The 23,069-nt window shown below is 30.7% G+C and carries 21 protein-coding genes; 11 read left to right on the top strand and 10 right to left on the bottom strand.

Annotation, left to right across the window (positions count from 1 at the left end; genetic code table 11):
* Window positions 1-4: 4 nt before the first annotated feature.
* Window positions 5-517 (bottom strand): hypothetical protein, encoded by a 513-nt coding sequence (locus FUA26_RS02910; RefSeq protein ID WP_147131339.1) that lies wholly within the window; start codon window positions 515-517, stop codon window positions 5-7.
* 116 nt (window positions 518-633) lie between these two features.
* On the opposite strand from FUA26_RS02910, the gene FUA26_RS02905 reads away from it, so the two are divergent.
* The 3 genes from FUA26_RS02905 (at window position 634) to FUA26_RS02895 (ending at window position 3,431) form a co-directional block, all read left to right on the top strand.
* Window positions 634-1,227: a HupE/UreJ family protein gene (locus FUA26_RS02905; protein WP_147131336.1), complete on the top strand. Its 594-nt coding sequence runs from the start codon at window positions 634-636 to the stop codon at window positions 1,225-1,227.
* Between the two features lie 177 nt (window positions 1,228-1,404).
* Entirely contained in the window at window positions 1,405-1,836 is a 432-nt protein-coding gene (locus FUA26_RS02900; RefSeq protein WP_147131334.1) for a deoxycytidylate deaminase, read from the top strand.
* Window positions 1,836-3,431, top strand: a complete 1,596-nt coding sequence (locus FUA26_RS02895) for a S41 family peptidase (protein WP_147131331.1) — start codon at window positions 1,836-1,838, stop codon at window positions 3,429-3,431. The genes FUA26_RS02900 and FUA26_RS02895 overlap by 1 nt, the downstream gene beginning before the upstream one ends.
* On the opposite strand, the gene FUA26_RS02890 is transcribed toward FUA26_RS02895, so the two are convergent.
* On the bottom strand, window positions 3,432-4,040 hold the full coding sequence (locus tag FUA26_RS02890) for an FAD-dependent oxidoreductase (RefSeq protein WP_147131328.1): 609 nt from the start codon (window positions 4,038-4,040) through the stop codon (window positions 3,432-3,434).
* Between the two features lie 149 nt (window positions 4,041-4,189).
* Here FUA26_RS02890 and FUA26_RS02885 point away from each other — a divergent pair, with 149 nt between their 5' ends.
* On the top strand, window positions 4,190-7,210 hold the full coding sequence (locus FUA26_RS02885; RefSeq protein ID WP_147131326.1) for a CHAT domain-containing protein: 3,021 nt from the start codon (window positions 4,190-4,192) through the stop codon (window positions 7,208-7,210).
* Between the two features lie 30 nt (window positions 7,211-7,240).
* Here the strand turns inward: FUA26_RS02885 and FUA26_RS02880 are convergent, their stop codons facing one another.
* From FUA26_RS02880 to FUA26_RS02870, 3 genes are read right to left on the bottom strand one after another with little or no spacing between them, the layout of a single operon-like run.
* A complete protein-coding gene (locus FUA26_RS02880) occupies window positions 7,241-7,810 on the bottom strand; it encodes a hypothetical protein (RefSeq protein WP_147131323.1) in 570 nt (189 codons plus the stop codon).
* 51 nt (window positions 7,811-7,861) lie between these two features.
* A complete protein-coding gene (locus tag FUA26_RS02875; RefSeq protein ID WP_147131321.1) occupies window positions 7,862-8,578 on the bottom strand; it encodes a hypothetical protein in 717 nt (238 codons plus the stop codon).
* The gene (locus tag FUA26_RS02870) at window positions 8,571-9,119 is read right to left on the bottom strand and encodes a sigma-70 family RNA polymerase sigma factor (protein ID WP_147131318.1); all 549 of its coding nucleotides are present in this window, start codon (window positions 9,117-9,119) and stop codon (window positions 8,571-8,573) included. The genes FUA26_RS02875 and FUA26_RS02870 overlap by 8 nt, the downstream gene beginning before the upstream one ends.
* Window positions 9,120-9,265: 146 nt before the next feature.
* Here FUA26_RS02870 and FUA26_RS02865 point away from each other — a divergent pair, with 146 nt between their 5' ends.
* Entirely contained in the window at window positions 9,266-9,730 is a 465-nt protein-coding gene (locus FUA26_RS02865) for a hypothetical protein (RefSeq protein ID WP_186826841.1), read from the top strand.
* Window positions 9,731-9,789: 59 nt separating this feature from the next.
* On the opposite strand, the gene FUA26_RS02860 is transcribed toward FUA26_RS02865, so the two are convergent.
* Together FUA26_RS02860 and FUA26_RS02855 are read right to left on the bottom strand one after the other, a co-directional pair.
* Window positions 9,790-9,990 (bottom strand): hypothetical protein, encoded by a 201-nt coding sequence (locus FUA26_RS02860; protein WP_147131313.1) that lies wholly within the window; start codon window positions 9,988-9,990, stop codon window positions 9,790-9,792.
* Window positions 9,991-10,575, bottom strand: a complete 585-nt coding sequence (locus FUA26_RS02855; RefSeq protein ID WP_147131310.1) for a MarC family protein — start codon at window positions 10,573-10,575, stop codon at window positions 9,991-9,993. It abuts the gene before it with no gap.
* 89 nt (window positions 10,576-10,664) lie between these two features.
* Here FUA26_RS02855 and FUA26_RS02850 point away from each other — a divergent pair, with 89 nt between their 5' ends.
* Window positions 10,665-11,231 carry a DUF3109 family protein gene (locus tag FUA26_RS02850; RefSeq protein WP_147131307.1) on the top strand — a complete coding sequence of 189 codons (567 nt, stop codon included), beginning with the start codon at window positions 10,665-10,667 and terminating at the stop codon, window positions 11,229-11,231.
* A gap of 20 nt (window positions 11,232-11,251) precedes the next feature.
* The gene (locus tag FUA26_RS02845) at window positions 11,252-13,951 is read left to right on the top strand and encodes a CHAT domain-containing protein (RefSeq protein WP_147131305.1); all 2,700 of its coding nucleotides are present in this window, start codon (window positions 11,252-11,254) and stop codon (window positions 13,949-13,951) included.
* On the opposite strand, the gene FUA26_RS02840 is transcribed toward FUA26_RS02845, so the two are convergent.
* Window positions 13,931-14,533: a tetratricopeptide repeat protein gene (locus FUA26_RS02840; RefSeq protein WP_147131302.1), complete on the bottom strand. Its 603-nt coding sequence runs from the start codon at window positions 14,531-14,533 to the stop codon at window positions 13,931-13,933. The two genes, FUA26_RS02845 and FUA26_RS02840, sit on opposite strands and share 21 nt — an antisense overlap.
* Window positions 14,523-15,080: an RNA polymerase sigma factor gene (locus tag FUA26_RS02835; RefSeq protein WP_147131300.1), complete on the bottom strand. Its 558-nt coding sequence runs from the start codon at window positions 15,078-15,080 to the stop codon at window positions 14,523-14,525. Before FUA26_RS02835 ends, FUA26_RS02840 begins: the two co-directional genes overlap by 11 nt.
* A 103-nt stretch (window positions 15,081-15,183) precedes the next feature.
* Here FUA26_RS02835 and FUA26_RS02830 point away from each other — a divergent pair, with 103 nt between their 5' ends.
* Together FUA26_RS02830 and FUA26_RS02825 are read left to right on the top strand one after the other, a co-directional pair.
* Window positions 15,184-15,795 carry a hypothetical protein gene (locus FUA26_RS02830; RefSeq protein WP_147131297.1) on the top strand — a complete coding sequence of 204 codons (612 nt, stop codon included), beginning with the start codon at window positions 15,184-15,186 and terminating at the stop codon, window positions 15,793-15,795.
* Between the two features lie 20 nt (window positions 15,796-15,815).
* The gene (locus tag FUA26_RS02825; protein ID WP_147131294.1) at window positions 15,816-17,483 is read left to right on the top strand and encodes a T9SS type A sorting domain-containing protein; all 1,668 of its coding nucleotides are present in this window, start codon (window positions 15,816-15,818) and stop codon (window positions 17,481-17,483) included.
* Window positions 17,484-17,549: 66 nt separating this feature from the next.
* Here the strand turns inward: FUA26_RS02825 and FUA26_RS02820 are convergent, their stop codons facing one another.
* Window positions 17,550-18,854: an esterase-like activity of phytase family protein gene (locus FUA26_RS02820; RefSeq protein WP_147131291.1), complete on the bottom strand. Its 1,305-nt coding sequence runs from the start codon at window positions 18,852-18,854 to the stop codon at window positions 17,550-17,552.
* A 471-nt stretch (window positions 18,855-19,325) separates the two neighbouring features.
* On the opposite strand from FUA26_RS02820, the gene FUA26_RS02815 reads away from it, so the two are divergent.
* Complete coding sequence (locus FUA26_RS02815; protein WP_147131288.1) at window positions 19,326-20,306, top strand: ribonucleotide-diphosphate reductase subunit beta; 981 nt, start codon at window positions 19,326-19,328, stop codon at window positions 20,304-20,306.
* Window positions 20,307-20,493: 187 nt separating this feature from the next.
* The gene (locus FUA26_RS02810; protein WP_147131285.1) at window positions 20,494-22,983 is read left to right on the top strand and encodes a ribonucleoside-diphosphate reductase subunit alpha; all 2,490 of its coding nucleotides are present in this window, start codon (window positions 20,494-20,496) and stop codon (window positions 22,981-22,983) included.
* The last annotated feature ends 86 nt before the right edge of the window (window positions 22,984-23,069 follow it).

Below are 23,069 nucleotides of genomic sequence, written 5' to 3'. Positions count from 1 at the left end.
AGATTTAAGGTTTTATAATGTCTTGATTATCAAACTCTATTTTTTTGTTTATTTGAAGATTTAAGTTTGAAAAGGCAATGAAAACGTCTTTTATAACTGCTAAGAGTTCTGCCTTAGAGGTAGATTGTAAATTGTATAGACTTTCTAGTTTTAAAAATTTTGTTTCAAAAGCATTAATTCTGGCTGTTATTGAAGCAGCATTTAAGGGTTCGGGTATGTTTTTCTTAAAATCGGTTAATGTGTTGTTTACAACTTCTTTGTTTTCTAAAAAAAACGATAAATCGGCCTTTTTTAAATTAGCAATAACCTCTTTTATTTGAATGTATTCTGCCCATTCTGCCGCATAAATTTGTGCTTTTTCATCAAGTAAATAATCAGCGTATTTAATTTTAGTAATATCTTTTTCTGTTACTTTATGGTTTTGGTCTTTAGTATTTTCGGTGGTGTTTTCAGGGGTGTTTTTGCATGAAAACATTATAAAAAAAACGCATAAAGCGCTAAGCACTAATTTGTTCATAAAGCTTGTTTTATTAGTATAACGCAAATATATACTAATAGTTTATTTTTTAATTTAATTAATAAAAATTATAAGTTAATTGTATCTTTGGGCGTTACCCTAAAAGCTTAATTATTATGATGGAAAATTTTTGGTTTAATGTTGAATACGGTATAAATCATGTGTTAGATATTAATGCTTATGATCATGTTTTGTTTTTAATAGCATTAACTGTTCCGTATCTTTTTAAAAACTGGAAACGAGTGTTGCTTTTAGTATCTACATTTACTTTAGGGCACACATTATCATTAGTTTTGGCATCATATGGTGTGGTTAGAATTAACGCTCAAATAGTTGAGTTTTTAATACCCGTAACCATTTTTATAGTAGCTTTATTTAATGTGTTTACCGCTGGAAAAAATGCCCAAAAAGAAAAAATAGGTGTTTTATTCATATCTACGTTATTTTTTGGTTTAGTTCATGGTTTAGGCTTTGCTAGAGAGTTTCAAATTTTATTAGGCGATTCTGATAATAAATTAATAATGTTATTAGAATTTGCTTTAGGTATTGAAATAGCACAGTTAATTATAGTTTTTGTGGTGCTATTTTTGGGTTATATTGGGCAAACAATCTTTCGTTTTTCAAAAAGAGATTGGGTTATGGTAGTTTCGGCTATTGTTGTTGGGTTGGTTATTCCAATGATTTTAGAAAGCGACTTTTTAGCATCATAACACAACCTTTTCAAGCATTTTTTACGTAAATACCACAAAATCTGTAAGGTTTTATAAAACTTTAACTAACAAGCATTGTATTTAAAATACATAGCAATTATATTCGTTATACATTTTGTGTTTGTATATGTTTTAAATTAAAGGCTAAACAAACACATGCTTTAATACATACATTTAATGCCAGAACAAAAACAATTAAAGTACGATAAGGCATATTTAAGAATTGCTAAAGAGTGGGGGAAGTTATCATATTGCAAACGTAAACAAGTAGGCGCTGTAATTGTAAAAGATAGAATGATAATTTCAGATGGGTATAACGGCACGCCATCTGGTTTTGAAAACTGCTGTGAAGATGAAGAAAACTATACAAAATGGTACGTTTTACATGCCGAGGCTAACGCTATTTTAAAAGTAGCAGCATCAACACAATCTTGCAAAGGCGCTACATTGTACATAACATTATCACCTTGTAAAGAGTGCAGTAAACTTATACACCAAGCAGGAATTATTAGGGTTGTTTATCATACAAAATATAAAGATGATTCTGGTTTAAAGTTTTTAAAAAAAGCAGGTATTGAATTAAAATTAATTGAAGATTTAACAGCCTAATGTTTTACAAAAAAAAATATTTGCCCCTTTTTTTAGGAGTAGCAACAGCTGCAGGCATTTTTATTGGTGGAAAACTAAATTTTAGTGATTCTCCAGATAAGTTATTTTCAACTAACAGTAAAAAAGAAAAGCTAAACCGGTTAATAGATTATATAGAATACGATTATGTAGATGATATTAATACTGATAGTATTGTTGATGTTACAGTAAACGGTATTTTAAATAATCTAGATCCGCACTCCGTTTACATTCCAAAAGAAGATTTAGAGCGTGTTACCGAAAACATGAAAGGCGATTTTGTAGGCATTGGTGTTAGTTTTTATACTTACCGAGATACTATTACAGTTATTAGGGCTATTGAAGGTGGCCCAAGTGAAAAAGCAGGCATTAAAGGTGGTGATAGAATTTTGATGGCTAATGGCGATTCGCTTTTTGGAAATAATATAATTGATGGTGATATTGTAAAAAGACTTAAAGGGCCAATAAATTCTAAAGTAGATTTAACAGTTTATAGAAAAGGAGCGCCCAAGCTTTTAAATTTTACCGTAAAACGTGGTGTAATACCCATAAAAAGTGTTGATGCATCATACATGCTTACCAACAAATTAGGCTACATAAAAGTTAATAGGTTTGCAGAGTCAACTTACAAAGAATTTAAAAAAGGCCTTGACAAACTAATTGATAGTGGCGCCACTGAAATAGCTTTAGATTTACGTGGAAATCCTGGTGGTTTTTTATCCATTGCAGAGCAAATGGTTGATGAGTTTTTAGGTAAAAACAAGCTCATTTTATTCACCAAAGATAAACGTGGCCACATAGAAGAAAGTTACGCTACAAAACGCGGTAGTTTTGAAAACGGAAACGTATATGTACTTATAGATGAAAACTCAGCATCGGCCAGCGAAATTGTTGCAGGAGCCTTACAAGATAACGATAAAGGTGTTATTGTAGGAAGGCGGAGTTATGGTAAAGGATTAGTACAACGCGAAATGGATTTAGGTGATGGTAGCGCAGTACGTTTAACCGTTTCACGTTATTATACACCAACAGGCAGATCTATTCAAAGGCCTTATAAAACCATAGGGCACAAAGATTATTATGATGAATATTCTGAAAGATTAGATAGTGGCGAACTCTTAGACCCTACTAAAATTGAAGTAGCCGATTCTTTAAAGTTTAAAACCCCAAAAGGTAAAATAGTATATGGCGGTGGCGGTATAATTCCTGATGTTTTTGTACCAATAGATAATACGCTACATAATGAAACATTGCAGTATATAGAACAATATCAGTTTTTTGATAACTTTATTTTTAGGCAGTTAGATTTAGATCGTCATGCATACGACGGTATCTCAAGAAAAGATTTTATTGATAGTTTTGAAGTAGATGATGACATGGTTGTTAAATTTCAAGACTATGTTAATACCCAAACACGGTCAAAAATAACCTTTGTGGCTTATCATGATGAGGTAAAACAATATTTAAAAGCATCATTAGCCGAACAATTATATGGTAATGGCGCTTTTGAAGAGGTTATTAATAAAACAGATATAATGATTGAAGAGGTAATTAAGTTAAGCGAAACGGCTCACTAATTATCCATCAACTTTATCATGTACTTTGGTGTGTTTACCGTCATTCCAAAGTGTTAAAATATCAGTAGCCACATGTGCACCACTACCAGTGGCAATAGCAAATTGGCTACGCCATCCGGCAAGTGATCCAGCAACGTATAAATTTTTTTCAATTAAATGATCGTTGTTTTTTAACCAAATACGTTCTTTTTCAATTGGCGAGCGCGGGTGTGGTTCAATATAATCTTCTAAACCTTTAATGCGCATTAAGTTAGTGTATCCAACCGCTACTACTACAATTTTAGTTTTATAGCTGTTTTTGTTAGTTATAACTTCAAACCCTTCTTCAAATTTTGTGATTTCTAAAACTTTTTCTTTATCAATTTGCTCAACATGTGGGTAAAGCTCAGTTAATTGTTGTTTACCTTTTTCTAATATAGAAGCACCAGTAGTTCCAGGAGCCAGCCCCAAAACATTATTAAATAAAGCTGTTTGTAAATGCGATGTTTTTTGGTGTACAAAAATACCAACGCGCTTATTTTGTGCAAAAGATTTGTTTTTTGCAGAGCCTAAAACCAATGCACAAGATAAACCTGCGGCTCCGCCTCCTATAATTAGTGTGTTAAACATAACAAGTTTTTATATTGTAAAGTTAGTTTTATTATTAATAAATGAAAACTAAAAAGCATAATGGTATTTACATAAGCTATATAAAAAAGTAGTATATTCGATTTGTAAGTTTTTTCTATTAAAAACTCAATTAACTAATTATAGTTTTTATGAAACGCATATTTCTATTTCATGTTATTTTGTTTGCAAGTCAATTTATAGTTTCTCAAAATAATTGGCAATATTATACAAGAATTGCAGATTCTTTACAACAACAAAATGACTATAATGCGGCTTTAAAATTAAGGCTACAGGCCGTTGAAATTGCGCAGCGTACAGAACAAGATACATTGCCTTTTTTAAAGTTATTAAGTGCTCTTGAAAAAAGTGAGGTTGAATTAGTAGCTAAACAATCTGATAGTGTGTTTGAAGTATTAAAAAATCAAACAGAATCTTTAAAAGAATTCAACCCAACTCCTGAGCGCATATATAGAATTTATAATAAACTATATGAATATTCAAATAGTAAAAAAAATATTACCGATAGTGATTATTTCATAACCCAATCATTAAAATATCAGTATAAAAGAAATGCTATTGATTCTTTATTATTGTTAGAAACACTTCAAAAATCAGGGGTTACATACAAACAAATAGGTAAATTAAATGAGGCCGTAAATGCTTATTTAAAGGCTATTAAGCTTTGTGAAGATTTAAAAATAAAAAAGCCAAGTGTTTTGGGGTTAAACTACATGAGCCTTTCAGAACTTTATAGGTATAGGTTTTTAGACAACCCCAAATTATTTTTAAAATACCTAAAAAAAGCACAAACAGTTTATGAAAATGCCAATGCAGTAAATGATTTAATTAGAGTTTATCTTGGTTTGTCAGATTTTATGAGTAGTACTGGTAAATTTCAACAGTCTATTAACTATTTAAAAAAAGCATTTAAAGTTTATAAAAATGATGTAGAGGCCAATAAAAAAATAGGCTTAGATAAAAGAGATGTTGAAAAAGAGATGAAACTTCACAACTACTTCATTGAAAAATATAGAATTGTAGGTAATGAACAACAAATGTTATTTCATCTCAACGAAATGCTAAAGGAAGCAAAACCTCAAAAATTACTTAATGATAATATAAAGGATTTAATATGTTTAAGTCATTTGTATTTAGTAGAATATTATGAAGCTGATTATAAGGAAAAAGCACTTTTTTATTTAAATCAAGGAAAAAAATATTTCCCAAGCAAAGATCTGTATTTTATAAGAGAAGAGTATGACTTGCATTTTGCTAATGTTTTTATGGCAAATAATGAGTTAACCAAGGCAAAAGCTATTATTAAAGATTTAAATTTAAAAAAAGAATTGCCTTTGTTTATAGCAAAATCTGCATTAGAAAAACGTATAATTTTAAATGTAAAATCTGAAAAATACGAAGATGCTTATACTGATATTAACTATTTAATAAGACAATATTACAGAGGTAATAATGATATTGACATAAGAACGGTATCTTATAAAAATTTTGTTCCTGGTACCGTTTTAAGTGATACACAACGCTTTTTAAATTTAGCACAAGCTTTTGAAACTACAGCCAAAACAGTAATTACAGAAAAATTATATTGGCTTGCGCTAAAACAGTTTCAGGCTAATTTAAATGAAGAAATTTTAAATGAAAGGGTTAATGCTTTATATTCTGATATTTGTTACTATTTTTTTTCTAAAGCATCACAAGGATTATTGGCTGAATCAAAATTAAATAAATTCTTAATATTCACGGAATCTATTGAGTCTAAACATTTATTAAATACATTTATTAATAACAGGAAAACCTCTAAAACCACAGCTTTAGATAGTTTAATAAAGAAAGAACAGCGTTTAAGAACTAATATTACACATTTAAAAAAACAATATTTAGAAAATAAGTCTGATAGTATTAATCAGCTCATTTTTGAATATAATATTAAACTTGAAAAAATAAATAATCAATTAGCCCAAAATACCAATAAAATAGCAGGTTTAGTAAACACTAATGCTGTATTGGAAAATATTAAGCAACATTACGTTATTAAGTTTAAACAAGTTCGTGGAGCCCTTTTTAGGTTAGAAGTAAATAAAGAAAAAGGAATAAAGGTTGCTAAAATTAAAAATTACAAAAACTTAAAAGATAGAGTAGTTGAAATGGTAACATTATTAAAAAACCCAAGCTCTAAAACAAACTCAATAGTAAACTATTCTAATAAGTTGTTTGATGAACTTTTTACCAATACAAATATTTTAAAAACAAATGGAGAGGTTTATATAATACCCGATGATATTTTGTATTATTTACCTTTTGAATTATTGGCTTATAATGGTAATTATTTATTAAACAACCTAAATATAAGTTATGCATCAGCTTTTAGTTTTATAAATTCAACCAATGTATATATTGAAGCAAACCAAGTTAAAGATATTGCGTTGTTTGCACCATCTTATTCATCATTTAAACCGTCAAATTTACAATTAGCAGTTAGAGGTGAACCTTATTATTTAGAAGGAGCTATAAATGAGGTAAAGTCTATATCAAAGTTATTTAACAGTAGTGATATATATATTAATGAAAAAGCTACAAAAACCTCTTTTACTAATTTACCTAATAAATATTCAATTTTACACTTGTCAATGCATTCTTTTATCAATGATCAAGATGCAGAATTAAGTAGTTTGGTTTTTAATGACGGAAATGAAGATTATGAACTTTACATCTCAGAACTTTATGGTTTAAACCTCAATGCTAATATGGCTGTTTTAAGTGCTTGTAATACGGGTGTTGGTAAGCTAAAAACAGGCCAAGGTATTGTGTCTATGAATACTGCTTTTACCGCTGCAGGTGTTCCGGCTGTTTTGTCTAGTTTATGGAGTGCGCCAGACATGGCTACACAACAAATAATGACTGCTTTTTATAGACACTTAAAAAATGGTGAAACCAAAAGTATAGCCTTAAAAAATGCTAAATTAGATTACTTAAATAGTACTGACGACCCTAATTTAAAACACCCGTATTATTGGGCTGGTTTTATATTAACAGGTGATACCTCTGCAATTATATTAAACAGTACAGATAATTGGTGGCTGTACGGCGTTTTATTTTTTGTTGTTATTACTATTTTATTTTTAATAATAAAAAAACGCCCTAAAATAAGTTAAGGCGTTTAAAAATGTTTGGGGTTGCTTAATTTACCAATTAGCTACATCTTTTTTCCAAAATAAACCTTTAATGGTTTGTCCGTTTCTTGTAATTTCAAAAGAGCCAACCATATCTATTACACTGTTTTGGTAGTTAACATGTCGTTTAATTTCTAGCGTGCCAAAAAATTGTTGTCTTTCTTGGTTTTTAGTACTGTACATTTCAACAATAACACTACTTAAGTCTTGTGTGTTTTGCAATAGCACTGTTGAGCCGTGTAAACCGTGTGTATTAACAGCAGCTTCAACAAAATCTAAATTACTAGGTACAGACATTCTAATTTCTATGGTTTCAAAACCATTGTGTAATAAACGCAGGCTTTTAGCGTAATTTAGGTTTAATAGGGCGCTAGTATCCCAGCCTAATACATTTTTACCCGAGTAAACTAGGTCTTCGTTATTTTGTGTTAGTACAATTCTGCTACCTTCATCGCCAGAAACAAATGATAAATCTGCAAAATCGTTGTTGTTTGAACCGTTGTCGTCATCTTTACTACAACTAAATATTGTAAGTATTGTAAAGCATAAAATGATTAAGGGTGTTTTTAAAAAGAGTTTCATAATAGATTGATTTTTCTATTAATGGTGCTTTTTAAAAAAGGTAAACTTATTTTAATCTAATTTTTTTAAAATGGTTTCAGCAGCCTTGTATTTGTAGTTCTTTTTACTGATAATTTGTTTAAGAATTTCTTGGCTTTTCTTTAAGTTGTTAGCTTTTAAATAGGCCAAAGCTAAATACCAGTTGCGGTGTTGAGAAACCTTATCTTGGTATTGCTTGTGTGCTTCTAACAAGCTAATGGCTTTATTGGTATTGTTTAGTTGTAGTTGGCATATAGCTTGATAGAAAAGGTAATATGACGTTTGTGTAGTGCTGTACAAAACCTCAAACTCTGTTAAAGCCAAGTTGTAGTTGTGGGTGTCATAATACCTAAAAGCTTCTGTTTTTAAATCTTCAGTGTCGTTACCGCGAGCACTAGGTGCAATTACATTAGCGTAGGGCTCAAAATAAGTAGCAAACAGTTTTTCATTATTTATAGGTTCATTTTTTTTCCATAAGCCAAAAAAACCTAGCGCAATAATTAAAGACGCTGCAATTGCTATTTTGTAGTATTTAGATGTGTTTTTCTTTGTTTTTCTTTGTTCAAGCTCTTTAAAACGAGCTTTTAATGCATCTTTTTTTGTTGAAATAATAGCCTTTTTTACTTGTTTTTCAAATTCAAACTGGGCTCTAAACTGCGCGTCTGTATTTAAAAGGTTCTGAAAAACAGACGTTTGCTCAGCGCTGAGTTTGTTTTCAAAATAAAGTGCTATTAATTCTTTATTATTCATTTTGTTTTTTTACTAGCTGTTTTAATTTTCTTAAGCATCTTGATTTTTGACTTTTTACAACATCGGTGTTGTCGTAATTTTCAATAATTTGTATGTTTTTTAAGGTTTTTCCTTTTAGATAAAATAACTCTAAAATAAGTTGGCATTGTTTGCCAAGTTTTTTAAAATTTACTTTTACTAATTGCTCTTGTTCAGATAAAACATCGGCATCTAAGTTTAAATTATCTAATGTAATTTCAGAATTTACAGGTTCGTCAACAATTTTAAGTTTAGCGTTTTTTCTTAAATATTCATAAATTTTAAACTTACCAATACTAAAAATATAGGTTTTTATAGAGCTGGTAAATTGCGTTATTTTGCCGTTTAGCAAGTTTTCATAAAAGCTCAAAAAAGTATCTTGGTATATGTCAATAAGGTCTTCTTCTTTTATAGAAAACGTTTTTCCAAATGCCATAAAATCACTTTTATAACTAACATACAGCTTTTCAAATGCTTTGTCGCTGTTTTGTAATAGTGTTTTTAATGATGGCTCTTTAGTCATTAATGTAAATAGGGCAAATAAGTAAACTCAAATTTAGTAAAAACATTTAGTATGGTAATTTTTTTCTAATTGAATGTTAACCTTTTTTAAAAAGCATCATTAATAAGAAAAATATTTATTAATAACCTAAACACAAACAAATGAAAATGTTTAAAGTAATTTTAATTTTATCATGTTTTATGATTATACCTTCTTGTAGTGGGGATGACTCTAACAAACCAAGTAGCAATGATACCTTTTTTGCAAAAATTAACGGTGAAGAGTTTAATGCAGAATTTGCTACTGGTTTTGTAACAACTTTTAACACCACGCTTACAATATCTGGAAGTGATGGTAAAGGAAAAGAAGTTACCTTAAATTTTCCGCTAACAGCTACAGCTGGTAGCACTTACACGGTAGAAAATCTTGAGTTTATTGCTGGTTATGATGCTAGTGAAAATGATGTAAGTATGGCAAAATCTGGAGGTTTAGTAACAATAACATCGCACGATGCTGATGCTAAAAGGGTTAGCGGAATATTTAGTTTTACAACAGAGCCAGTAGCGCAAGGTTCAGGCAACAGCTATGTGTTTACTGAGGGCGCATTTAACGTTTCTTATACAGAACTTTAGTGTTAAAAATATAACGTAAAACCCAAATGCTATTGTAAAATTAATTTAGTGTTTGGGTTTTATTTCTTTTTGCTTAATTTTTCTATTTTTTTTGAAATTCTTAATATAAGCATTAATGCTATAGCGCATAAACCAGCAACTATAGTAATTATAGCCACCATACTATCTCCAGTAAAAGGCGCATTAAAATTTATTTTTGTGAAGTTAAAAATAGTCATAGCACTAGCTAAAACTATAATTATTAAGGTTGCTATTTTCATTTATATATTAAATAGAATTTTAATGTTTACTGCAAAAAGTTTCACAGCAATAGCAAGTAAAACTACACCAAAAACTTTTCTAATAATATTAATACCGTTTTGCCCTAAAAAGCGTTCAATTTTTTTTGAGGTTTTTAAAACTACAAAAATAACAATAACGTTAAGTATAATGGCAATTATAATGTTTTCAACTCTAAATTCTGCTCGTAATGATAGTAAGGTAGTTAAGCTACCAGGGCCAGCAATTAAAGGGAATGCTAACGGAAAAATTGAAGCAGTCATTACATTATTGTCTTCTTCTTTGTAAAGTGTTATGCCTAAAATCATTTCTAAGGCAATAAAAAATAAAATAAAAGCACCAGCAATGGCAAAAGAGTTAACATCAATACCAATGAGGTTTAAAATACTTTTACCCAAAAACAAAAAAACAATCATAATAGCCCCTGCAATAATTGACGCTTTTTCACTTTGAATATGCCCCACTTTTTTGCGTAAATCTATTATAATAGGTATGTTGCCTACAATATCAATTACTGCAAATAAAACCATAAATGCAGTAATAATTTCTTTAAATATTAATTGCATGCTGTATTTATTAAATTTTTTGCAAATGTCGGTATTTAATACAACATTTAGGTGTTAAATTAAATTTAAAGTTTTCTATTTTTGCAGGCATGTTTCAATTAGGAAAAACAATAGTATCAGAAGACGTGTTAAAAAAAGAATTTGTATGTAATTTAAGTGCATGCAAAGGCGCATGTTGTATTGATGGTGATGCAGGTGCACCGCTTGATGAGGCCGAAACCAAAATACTTGAGGATATTTACCCAAAAGTAAAGCCCTTTCTACGTAAAGAAGGTATTGAGGCTATTGAGCGCCAAGGTACTTTTATAACTACTGAAGATGGTGAGTTGGAAACACCATTAATTGATAATGCAGACTGTGCTTACGTGATTTTTGATGAAAATAACACGGCACTTTGTGCTATTGAAGAAGCTTATAACCAAGGTGAAGTTAGCTGGAAAAAACCTGTATCTTGTCATTTATACCCTATTAGGGTTACAGATTACACCGAGTTTTCTGCGGTTAATTACCATAAGTGGCAAATATGTGATGATGCTTGTGAATTGGGTGAAGAATTAGGGGTGCCAGTTTATAAATTTGTTAAAGAAGCGCTCATTAGAAAGTTTGGTGAAGATTGGTATATGGAGTTAGAGAAGATAGCTAAAGAAGGATCTTAATTTTAAAAAACCTCTGAAAATTGACTGCCAATAAACTCTTATTTATTTTTTTAGGTTTATGTAATTTAATTGGCGGTCAGTCTGAAATTTCAAATCTAAAATTAAAAATTGAAGATTTTTACATTGAAAAACAATATGACTCTGTTGTTAATATATCTAAGAATTATAGTTGGAAAAGCTTAAAGTTTATCAATGAAAATGATAGCTTAGTAGCGTCAGAAGTATTTCACAACATAGCAAATAGTTATTACGAAAAAGCAAACTACACCACTGCTATTGCTTTTTATAATAAGTCAATAATCTTTTCACCAAAAAACCCTGAGGGTCTTAACCAAAAAGGAAGAGCGCTTTATGATAGAGCTTTTGCTGAATACGAAATACAAAATTACACACAATCATATAAAACGGTAAAGCAAGCCGAGGTAGTTTTAAGTGCATTATCAAACCCTGATTATGATTATTTATTGTCAGTATATGCAGATTTAGCTGGTGAAGCTACCACACTAGGATTTTATGATGAGGCAGAATTTTATTTAGATAAAGGATTTAATTTATATCAAAATAACAAAGGTAATTTTAAAACAAACGTAGCTAATGCTTCAAAACTTGTATTGTTCCATCATAAATACATTAGGTTATTTGCTTACAGTGGCAACCAAGTAAAATTACTAAAACATATAAACAAACTTCAAACACTTAAAAACAAGCGGGTATTTAATGCCACTGAAAACTTAATGTTAGCAGTTGCGTATAATTATGTAGGCGATTTTTATTTAGAAAAAAAAGAGCCAAATACTACAGTTTATAATGCTTATTTAAACCAAGGAATTGCATACTTAAATAAAGGTTTACTGTATTTAGATAAAAAAGCTTACTCAGGTAATTATACTCAAATTTTATTTAACAAAGCAAAGTATTATATGTATAGTAAAGCATATAAAAAAGCGCTTCTTGTTAATAATGAAATTCAGCAAATAGTAAGTGAAAATGATGCTAGAATGCCTTTTTTTAAAGCTCAAGAAGCCTTTATTTATTTAAGGGCCAAAAACAAAGCAAAGGCAATAAATGCTTATAAAAATGTTGTAAATTTTATTCATGCTTCAAAAACAAAATTACGTGCAGATTATTCAAATTTTAAACCTAGTACAGTTGTTAGTCATTCTGATTTATTAGCAGAATTGGCCGATACTTTTGTGAAAGCTTACCCAAATGATCATAGGGTTTTAAATGAAATGGCATATTGCTATCATTTAAGTTTAAAACAATTAATTGCTAGTTATGAAGGTGAATGGTTTAGTAAATCTTTAAAAGAATATTACGACAAAGCCATAGCTGGTGTTTTAAAATTAAAAAGTCAAGGCTATGGTAATATTAGTAATGCAGAGCTTTTACAAATTATAGAAACTACTGAAAACAGACTTGTTTGGAAGCGTTACATTCAAAACCAAGCATTTACTAAATACGGTTTAGAGCAGCATGTTTTTAATGAAGATATACATTTGAGAAAACAATTAGTAGGAGCAATTAAAAATAACGACTCTTTAAATGTTGCTGAATTAAAATTTAAAATTGAAAAGCACAACACGCAGCTTAAAAATAAATATCCAAACATATATAAATATGCTTATGATGCATTTGATATAAATAATTTTAAAAATGAAATACCAGATAAAACACTTGTTTTAAAGTACAAAATAGTAGATACCACTTTGTGCGCCTTTGAAATCACAAAGCAATCTGTTAAAGTAACATATAAAGTGTTTGATAGTGTAGCTAATAAAAAAGTAGTATCTTATTTAAAAACCCTAAAAAATAGGGGTGAAAATAAGCCTTTGGCAGAAAATTTATGGCAACTATTAAAACCTACTAATAGCAATGCTTATACAAGTTTAATTGTGTTGCCTGATGGGGTTTTAAATAATTTCCCGTTTGAAACTTTGGTTGATGAAGGTGAATATTTGGTTAATAATAAGGTTGTTAGTTACGCATCGCACCTAGTGTTTTTAGAGCAGGCATCAAAAAGTACAACGTTAAAAAAAGTAGTTGTTTGTGCGCCTAATTATTCAAAAGGGAACACATTAAATGGTGCGAAATATGAAAAAGAAATGCTTTCTAATATGTTTCCAAATGCGTTTATTGATATCAAAAAATTAACAAAAAACGAATTGTTTGATAAAGCTAAACAAGCTAGTATTTTGCATCTTGCAATGCATGTGAAAATTAATGAGGTAAATTCTGAGCTTAGCTATTTTATGTTTGATGAAGCTAATACAGTAAATAATTTACATTTAGAAGAGTTGTATGCGTATAAACTACAAGCAAATTTAGCTTTTTTGGGTGCGTGCAACACAGGGGTTAGTTTAAACAATGGTGTAAATGGTGCTGCATCTATTCAGCGTGCTTTTTTTATGGCTGGTGTACCGTCAGTTATATCAAGTTTTTGGAACGTGCCAGATGACGCAACAAAAAAAATAGTTTCAAATTTTTATTCTAATTTAAAAAAAGGACAAACAAAAGCAGAAGCGCTACAAAAAGCTAAAATATCTTATTTGAAAGGTGTTGAGGATGCTGATTTATCAAAACCATATTATTGGGCTGGTTTTGTATTGTCAGGTAGTACAAATGCTATGTTGGTTGAAGATAAACAAAACTATTGTATGGTTGCCTTGGTTTTGTTGGGTTTTGTATTTATTATAGGTTTACTTAAGCGTTTTAAGTAGTTTTAATCGTTGTTTCTTTTTAAAATTTGTGTTTACCTTTTCAAGTGTTTTTATTGCCAAATCTTTGTTATTGTTTTTTAGATACGCTAGCGCTAAAAACCATAGGTTTTTGTCTTTCCAGTAATTACTACTCTCGCTATTATGTTTTAAAATTTTAATAGCCTTTTCAGTATTAGTATTTTGTTGTAGGAAAATATTTGCTTTGTAAAAATTGTAAATAGTTTTGTTATTTGGGTTTGTGGTAATTAACGAATCAAAAGTTACTAAAGCATTATTATATTGTTTGGTTTCATAATAGTAAAAAGCGCGCTCTTGGGTATTTTGTGTGTTTTTATTTCGTGAAATAGGTGCTATAACATTTTCATAAGGTTTAAAGTGTTTAGCAAAAAGTGTTTGTGTGGTATCTTGTTTATAAAAAAAAGAGGTAATACCAAATGTTAAGCTAATTAGCACAGCCAAACAAGCTGCCCATAACAGGTATGTTTTATTTTTCTGGTTGCGTTGTTCTAAATTTTGTAAAAAAGTTTTGCCTTTTTTGTATTCAGATTTAGCGATTACTTTTTGTAATAATCTATCGTTCATTTTCAAAAATTTCTTTTAAGTGTTTTAAACATCTATATTTTTGCGATTTTACAACGTCTTTAGATTTGTACTCTAACAATTCAACAATTTCTTCAGCATTGTAATTCTGGTAATAAAATAATTTTAGAATAGTCTTGCATTTAATGCCTAACTTATTAAAGGCTAATTCAAGTTTTTTTTCAGTTTGGTTACTTTCTTTTTTAAATAAAACGTCAAAATCAAAATCTATTTTTAACGCCAGTGAATTAAAATGGTTGTCATCAATATGTCTTAATTTGTTTTTGGCTCTTAAATAATCAAAAACCATATATTTTCCAATGCTAAAAAGGTATGTTTTTAATGAGCTGTTTAAGCTTGTTAGTTTGCCTGTAGCAATGTTTTCACTAAGCGCTAAAATAGCGTCTTGATAGATATCTAAAGCATTGTTTTTAGCTATTCCATAGTTTTTAGTAAAGTTTAAAAAGGCGGCTTTGTGTTCTAAATACAAGTGTTTTAAATAAGCATTATCGCCTGTTTTTAAGCCTTCTAAAATAGCGTTGTCTGTCATGTTAATGTAATTCCACTTTAATGGTAAACATAAAAAAATAAAAAATTAATGTTTACTTTTTAAAAACTTGTACATAAAGGGCGTGTAACCAAAAATTAAAATTATGAAATCATTGCTCGTTTACACTGCTTTTTGTCTTTTTTTATTAGTTAAAAATGCAGATTTCTACAAATTGTCTTTCAATTCGATTAGTATTGAAAATGATTTTTTTTCACAATCTAAAAATGTATATGTTGAAATTACATTTAATAAAGGTAGCTTTATGGGTACGCACCTTTTTAAGCCTGAAAAAGGAAATTATTTAAGTCAAATTAATGTTGAATTTTTTGATGGCTATAGTAATATTAATGCCTCAAAATTAGTGACCGAAAACGGTTTACAAATACATCACTTTAACAGAACGCTTTTAGGGAATACAGATAAAGGTAGCCATGATGCTAAAATGTTTACAAAAGGCTGTGGGCATCTTAATTTTATTGATGTTAAAAACAATATGCCTTACAAAAGGGTTGATAGTGATTTTGTTGGGTGTAATAAAACCTTGATTAAAGAAACAACTCCTTGGAAAGACGGTGTGGTAAAAAAAAGACGACTTGTTTCAGGCAGTTTTCAAGATACAGTACAATTTGAGTTTACCATGGATGATGGCTCAAAAAAGCAAGAAACTGTAGATGTTGTCATTAAATTCAAAGCAAACCAATCAATAAGAAAATAAAAAACTTAAATAAACAACACATGAAAATAAAAGTACTTTTTCTAGTAATAATATTAGGTAATTTAGGCTATGCACAGTATGATTTTGAGCAGATAGATGTTTGGTCAGGCAGTAATGGGGGTTCAGCAAAATATTTAACGCAATACAATGGAGCTATGTATTTTCAAGCTGCTGAAATTACCCCATCGTTTAAAAAACTGTATAAAACAGACGGAACGCTTTCAGGTACAGTGCAGGTTGCTACAAATTTAAATGCAGGTGCTGGTTATTCACCTGAATCCTTTACTGTTTTTAACGGTCAATTATTTTTTACGGCACAGGTTTCTGGTTTAGGTATTGAACTTTATAAAACAGACGGTACCGAGGCAGGAACATTGTTAGTAAAAGATATTAGAGCAGGAAGCTCTAATGGTTTAGACCAAAACACTAATAATGATAAGCAATTATTTGTTGAATTTAATGGCGAACTTTATTTTAGAGGAAGCACAAACTCGTCAATAGAACTTTGGAAAACTGATGGGACAGAAACAGGTACAGTTTCGGTAAAGAATTTTGAAGCAACTCAAACTGGGGCTCCTGTATATGTAACTAATAATGAACGCGAATATCTAGGGGTGGTTTTTAATAATGAATTATATTTTGTAGTGAATAGATCTGGAGACTACGAACTTTGGAAAACCGATGGATCTACAACAGGAACAGTTATTGTTAGAAATGGTTTTAGTAACATATCTAATTTAATAGTTTTTAATAATCAGTTGTTTTTTTCTGCAACTGATGTTGGTTCAGGTAATGAAATTTGGGTATCAGATGGTACTTCAATTGGTACACAATTAAAACATGATATTTTTCCAAATAATCTTAATCCTTCATTAGGTTTAGGAAGTTCGCCTGATGACTTTATAATTTTTAATAATGAAATGTTCTTTACGGCTCGTGGTTATGATGATCTAAATAATAATGTTATAGGCAGAGAGCTTTATAAAACCGATGGAGCATTATCAAGCTTAGTAAAAAACATTAATACTACAATTTCTGGTAGTAATGTTGAGCGTAGTGGTTTAAGTATGCCAAAATTTAAAATATTTAATAATCAATTGTATTTCATAGCTAATAATGATGTTAATGGTACATATGGTTTATGGGTAACAAATGGTACTGAGTCAGGTACTGTTGAAGTAGTTTCGCCTAATGATACAGGTGTTTCATTTCAGTTTTTAAATGCAACAGAATATAATAATGCATTGTTTTATTTTAATAATCAGCAGCTTTGGGTAACCAATGGTACATTGTCTGGCACCAAAATTTTAACTGATATTAATGGTGTTAATAGTGATATTTTACAGGCACAATTAGGGACTCTTATAAATTTTAGTAATAAACTTTGGTTTGAAGGTTTAAGTAATAGTAACGGAAGTGAATTAACAAGTTTGGTTGATAATACGCTTTCAAATGTTAAAGTTGAAGGTTTTTTAGAGGTTAAGCTTTATCCCAATCCATCAAAAAGCATCATAAATATTAGTGGTAATTCTGAAATTTACAACATAAAAGTATTCAATTGTTTAGGGCAAAAGGTTGGTGAAACTTCAGGTAGAACAATAGATGTTTCAAGTTTGCCAATTGGTCAATATGTTGTAAAGTTTCAAACTAACGGAGGTGCTTTAACAAAAAAAATAATTAAAATATAGTATTAAAAAAAGCGGCTTTTTTGAAGCCGCTTTTTTGTTTTCTAATGTGTTGTAAACTTTTTTGTGTTAAAAATTTACAATGTATAGTGTGTTACCGTCAATGTTTTCACTGGTTTCGGTTTTTGAAATGTATTTTTGGTTGGTGGCACTATTGTCGCCCGTCCAAACTGCAAAGTCATCATCATTAATAACGCCAATTGTTGTTGGGTTTATTAACCAAATGCCTTCTAATTTATCGTGTGGGTAATCGCCTAATTCAGCAATTAAATCTACGGCCAATGTTTTAGTGGCAGGTACAATACCTGCATTGGCTAGCTCTGTCCAAGTACATTGTTCAATAGTTTTTCCGTTTACTAGTTTTCCGTTTAAGGTATCATCTGCGTCTGATACATCGGTAGCGTTTGAAATATCTATTTTATAAATATGTTTTTGTACTAAATTTTTATCGGTGTCTTTGGTAAAGGCGCCATCTCTTTCAACAATTAAAAACTCAGTATTGCTTAAAGCAACAATTTCAGAATTTGAGTTTTTAGCCTTTTCTTGTTTGTGTAAATATTGTTTTGTTGTGCCAGTTTCAATATCAAAAGTTACAATTCTAGTAATGGTAAAATCGGCTACTTCAGCTTTACTTGGGTTGTATAGTGTAGATTGCATAATGCCTACCAATGTTTTTTCATCAGGTGTAATGGCTAAGCCTTCCATACCTCTGTTTGCCCAACGTGTTTTAAAAACAGCGGGTAATTTTCTATCTCCAGTTTCACCTGCAATTCCTTTAGGGCTTAGTCTTTCTATTTGTTTTCCGTTAGCATCAAAATGAACAATGTGAGGTCCATATTCATCCGATACCCAAAAACTACCGTCTTTCATGGCAACTAAGCCTTCGCTATCTAAGCCATATTTATCATCATCAAGTGTGGTTGTTTGGTCTTCTGCGTAAGCAGTTTCGCCTGTAGCACCATAGCCTTCCGGATTTGGTCTTCCGCTTATGTTGTTTCCGGCAGGATTTTTAAATAAAATTTCTCTAACCATTTCAATACTACCATCAGTATTTAGTTTAAAGTGGCCTATGCGCGGTGTGTAATTTGGTGTAGGGAAAATTTTATCGCTACCAAATTTAATATTGGCGCCTCTATCAGTTAGGGCATAAAATTCACCTTGATTTGTTGGGTGTGCTGTAGCTGCAGAACCAAAGCCGCCATTTCTAACTTCAACATTATTATTGGTTGTTTTTAAAACCGAATAGGGTAATTTAATGCCTTTGTTTGAAATTTCTGGAAGTTGGTACGGGCTTGGTGTGTCATCATCATTACAAGCTATTAAAGTTGTTGCTAATGTAATTGTAAAAACAATTTTTAAAACGCGTGTTTTCATGTTGCTGGTTTGTAGTTTTTAAAGCTTGTAAGGTAATTTTACAGCATTAATGTTTTGTGCTGTTTTTTTTAATTTGAGGTTAAATTTTACGTATAATTTTATGTTTTAAATTAATGTTTAGGTAATATAATGTTTAGTGCGTATTATTAGTTTTAAAGTTACTTTTAACAAGTAATAAACAACCTTTAAAATTTCTTATAAAACCCTTTGTTTTTAAGGCTTTTAGTGTTTAAAAACTATTTTTTCTTGTAAACTTTTTTAATTTCAAAAAAAGTTAAAATATTGAAAAACAGATATGTAGCTATTTTTTCTTGTAAACTTCTCAGTATTAGCACTTTTTTTATTTGTTAAAAACTTGTTGAAAAGGTTTCTAAAAAAATGTTAAAACATATTGATGATTTTACCATCTTTGTTACACTCTAAATCTGAGTAAAAAAGCAATTAAAATTAATATATAATCCATTTAAAGTTATGTCCCAGGCAGTAGAACCTATTCTTCAAGAAAATAAAGATCGTTTTGTAATTTTTCCTATTCAACACCATGATATTTGGGAATGGTATAAAAAATCGGAAGCTAGTTTCTGGACAGCAGAAGAAATAGATTTACACCAAGATTTAACTGATTGGGCTACAAAATTAACTGATGATGAGCGTTATTTTATTAAGCATATTTTAGCGTTTTTTGCTGCTAGTGATGGTATTGTTAATGAAAATTTAGCTGAAAACTTTGTGAATGAAGTACAATATAGTGAAGCTAAATTTTTCTACGGATTCCAAATTATGATGGAAAACATTCACAGTGAAACCTACTCATTGTTAATTGATACTTACGTAAAAGACGAAAAAGAAAAAGATATATTATTTAAAGCTATTGAAAACTTTCCTGCAATTAAAAAGAAAGCAGATTGGGCTTTAAAATGGATAGAATCTCCAAGCTTTGCAGAACGATTAATTGCCTTTGCAGCCGTTGAAGGTATTTTCTTTTCAGGCGCATTTTGTTCTATCTTCTGGTTAAAAAAACGTGGTTTAATGCCAGGTTTAACCTTTTCAAACGAATTAATTTCAAGAGATGAAGGTGTGCATTGTGATTTTGCTGTGCACCTACACCAACACCACTTAGTTAATAAAGTGCCTAAATCTAGAATTAAAGAAATTTTAGTTGACGCTTTAGATATTGAGCGCGAGTTTATCACTGAATCTTTACCAGTGAGTTTAATTGGAATGAACGCCAATTTAATGACCCAATATTTAGAGTTTGTAACAGACAGACTTTTAAACGAATTAGGTTGTGAAAAAGTATATAACACGTCTAACCCATTTGATTTTATGGACATGATTTCTTTACAAGGAAAAACTAATTTCTTTGAAAAACGTGTGTCTGAATATCAAAAAGCAGGTGTTTTAAATAAAGAAGAAGAAAAAGACAAATTTAGCTTTGATGCCGATTTTTAATCAGTAAAAGCTAATTCTAAGTTTTCTTAAGAACCCTATTATTTTCCAACATAGGAAAATAAGCCTATTATTTATTTTTTATCCAACTAAACTACTCTAATTAACCACTAGAGGCATTTTTAGAATAACTAACTAATCCATATTCTGAAGCAATTCAGAGTGAAAAAACTTAAAAGTAAACAACAGTATGTATGTAATTAAAAGAGACGGCAGAAAAGAACAGGTCATGTTCGACAAGATCACCGCAAGGGTGAGAAAATTATGTTATGGTTTAAACGAGTTGGTAGATCCGTTAAAGGTTACCATGCGTGTTATTGAAGGGTTATATGACGGTGTAACTACCAGTGAGCTTGATAATTTAGCTGCTGAAATAGCTGCAACAATGACAACTGCTCACCCAGATTATGCTCGTTTAGCAGCAAGAATTTCAGTGTCAAACTTGCACAAAAACACTAAAAAAACATTTAGTGAAGTAATGCAAGATTTATATGCATACGTAAACCCAAGAACAGGTAAAGAAGCCCCCTTGTTATCTGATGAGGTGTATAACGTAATAATGGAAAATAAAGAGCGTTTAGATTCTACCATAATTTACAACAGAGATTTTGGTTATGATTACTTTGGGTTTAAAACATTAGAGCGTTCATACCTTTTAAAATTAAATGGTAAAATTGCTGAACGCCCACAGCATATGTTAATGCGTGTATCGGTAGGTATTCATTTAAATGATATTGAATCGGCTATTGAAACTTACGAGTTAATGTCAAAAAAATACTTTACCCACGCAACACCAACATTATTTAACTCTGGTACGCCAAAACCACAAATGTCTTCTTGCTTCTTGTTAACAATGAAAGAAGATAGTATTGATGGAATATATGACACCCTAAAACAAACAGCTAAAATATCGCAATCTGCCGGTGGTATTGGTTTAGCTATGCATAACATACGTGCAACAGGAAGTTATATTGCCGGTACAAATGGTACAAGTAACGGTATAGTACCAATGTTACGTGTGTTTAATGATACAGCACGTTATGTAGACCAAGGTGGCGGTAAACGTAAAGGAAGCTTTGCAGTGTATTTAGAGCCCTGGCATGCTGATATTTTTGACTTTCTAGATTTGAAAAAAAATCATGGTAAAGAAGAAATGCGTGCACGCGATTTGTTCTACGCTATGTGGATACCAGATTTATTCATGAAACGTGTTGAGCAAGATGCTGAATGGACGCTTATGTGCCCAAATGAATGCCCAGGACTACCTGATACCCATAGTGAAGAATTTGAAGCTTTATACGCAAAATATGAAGCTGAAGGAAAAGGAAGAAAAAAAATTAAAGCACGTGAGCTTTGGGAAAAAATATTAGAATCTCAAATTGAAACAGGTACACCGTACATGCTTTATAAAGATTCTGCTAACCGAAAATCAAATCAGCAAAATTTAGGTACAATTCGTTCATCAAACCTATGTACAGAAATTTTAGAATACACATCGCCAGATGAGGTTGCTGTATGTAATTTAGCATCTATTGCATTACCAATGTTTATTAAAAACGGTGAGTTTGATCATAAAGAACTATACCGTATAACAAAACGCGTAACTAAAAACCTAAACAAGGTAATTGATAGAAATTACTACCCTGTAAAAGAAGCTGAAAACTCTAACATGCGCCACCGTCCAATTGGTTTAGGTGTACAAGGTTTGGCCGATACGTTTATAAAATTGCGTATGCCTTTTACTAGTGATGAAGCTAAGAAATTAAACCAAGAAATTTTTGAAACGCTTTATTTTGCTGCCGTTACAGCCAGTATGGAAGAAGCAAAGGCAGATGGTGCTTACCAAACCTATGAAGGATCTCCAATTAGTAAAGGCGAATTTCAGCATAACCTTTGGGGCTTAAAAGATGAAGATTTAAGCGGCCGTTGGGATTGGGCTAAACTACGTAAAGATGTTGTTAAAAACGGCGTGCGTAACTCATTATTAGTAGCGCCAATGCCAACAGCATCAACATCGCAAATTTTAGGAAATAATGAGTGTTTTGAGCCTTACACATCAAACATATACACGCGTAGAGTACTATCGGGTGAGTTTATTGTAGTTAACAAGCACTTATTAGAAGATTTAGTTGAGTTGGGCCTTTGGAACGAAGCACTTAAGCAAGACATCATGAGAGCTAACGGTTCAATTCAAGGTATTGATATTATACCGCAAGATATAAAAGACCTTTATAAAACAGTTTGGGAATTAAGTATGAAAGATATTATTGATATGTCTCGCCAACGCGGATATTTCATTGATCAATCACAATCTTTAAACCTATTTATGGAAGGAGCTACTATGGCAAAACTTACATCAATGCATTTTTACGCATGGAAAAGCGGCTTAAAAACAGGTATGTACTATTTACGTACTAAAAGTGCTGTTGATGCTATTAAGTTTACATTGCAAACAACTAAAAAAGAACAGCCAAAAGCTGAAGCTGTTGAAGTTGATAACGTAGCGGTAGAACAACACAAGGCAAAAAAAGAAAAATTAGCAGCACAAAATGCAGCTAAGTTTGCTAAACAAAATACTACAGAAGTTGATGTTGAACCAATGACTGCCGAAGAAATGAAAGCGCTTATTGCACAGGCAAAAGAAGCCGAAGGCGATGATTGCTTAATGTGCGGTTCTTAAGAACTGGGTTGTTCCCTCGAAAGGGGGAACCCCAAATTTAAAAAGAGCATCTCAAATGAGATGCTCTTTTTGATTTTAGAAAATAA

The organism is Seonamhaeicola algicola (genome assembly GCF_007997385.1).
Classification (GTDB): domain Bacteria; phylum Bacteroidota; class Bacteroidia; order Flavobacteriales; family Flavobacteriaceae; genus Seonamhaeicola; species Seonamhaeicola algicola.
Note: the sequence above shows the minus strand (reverse complement) of the source record. Positions and strands in the feature narration are given on the sequence as shown.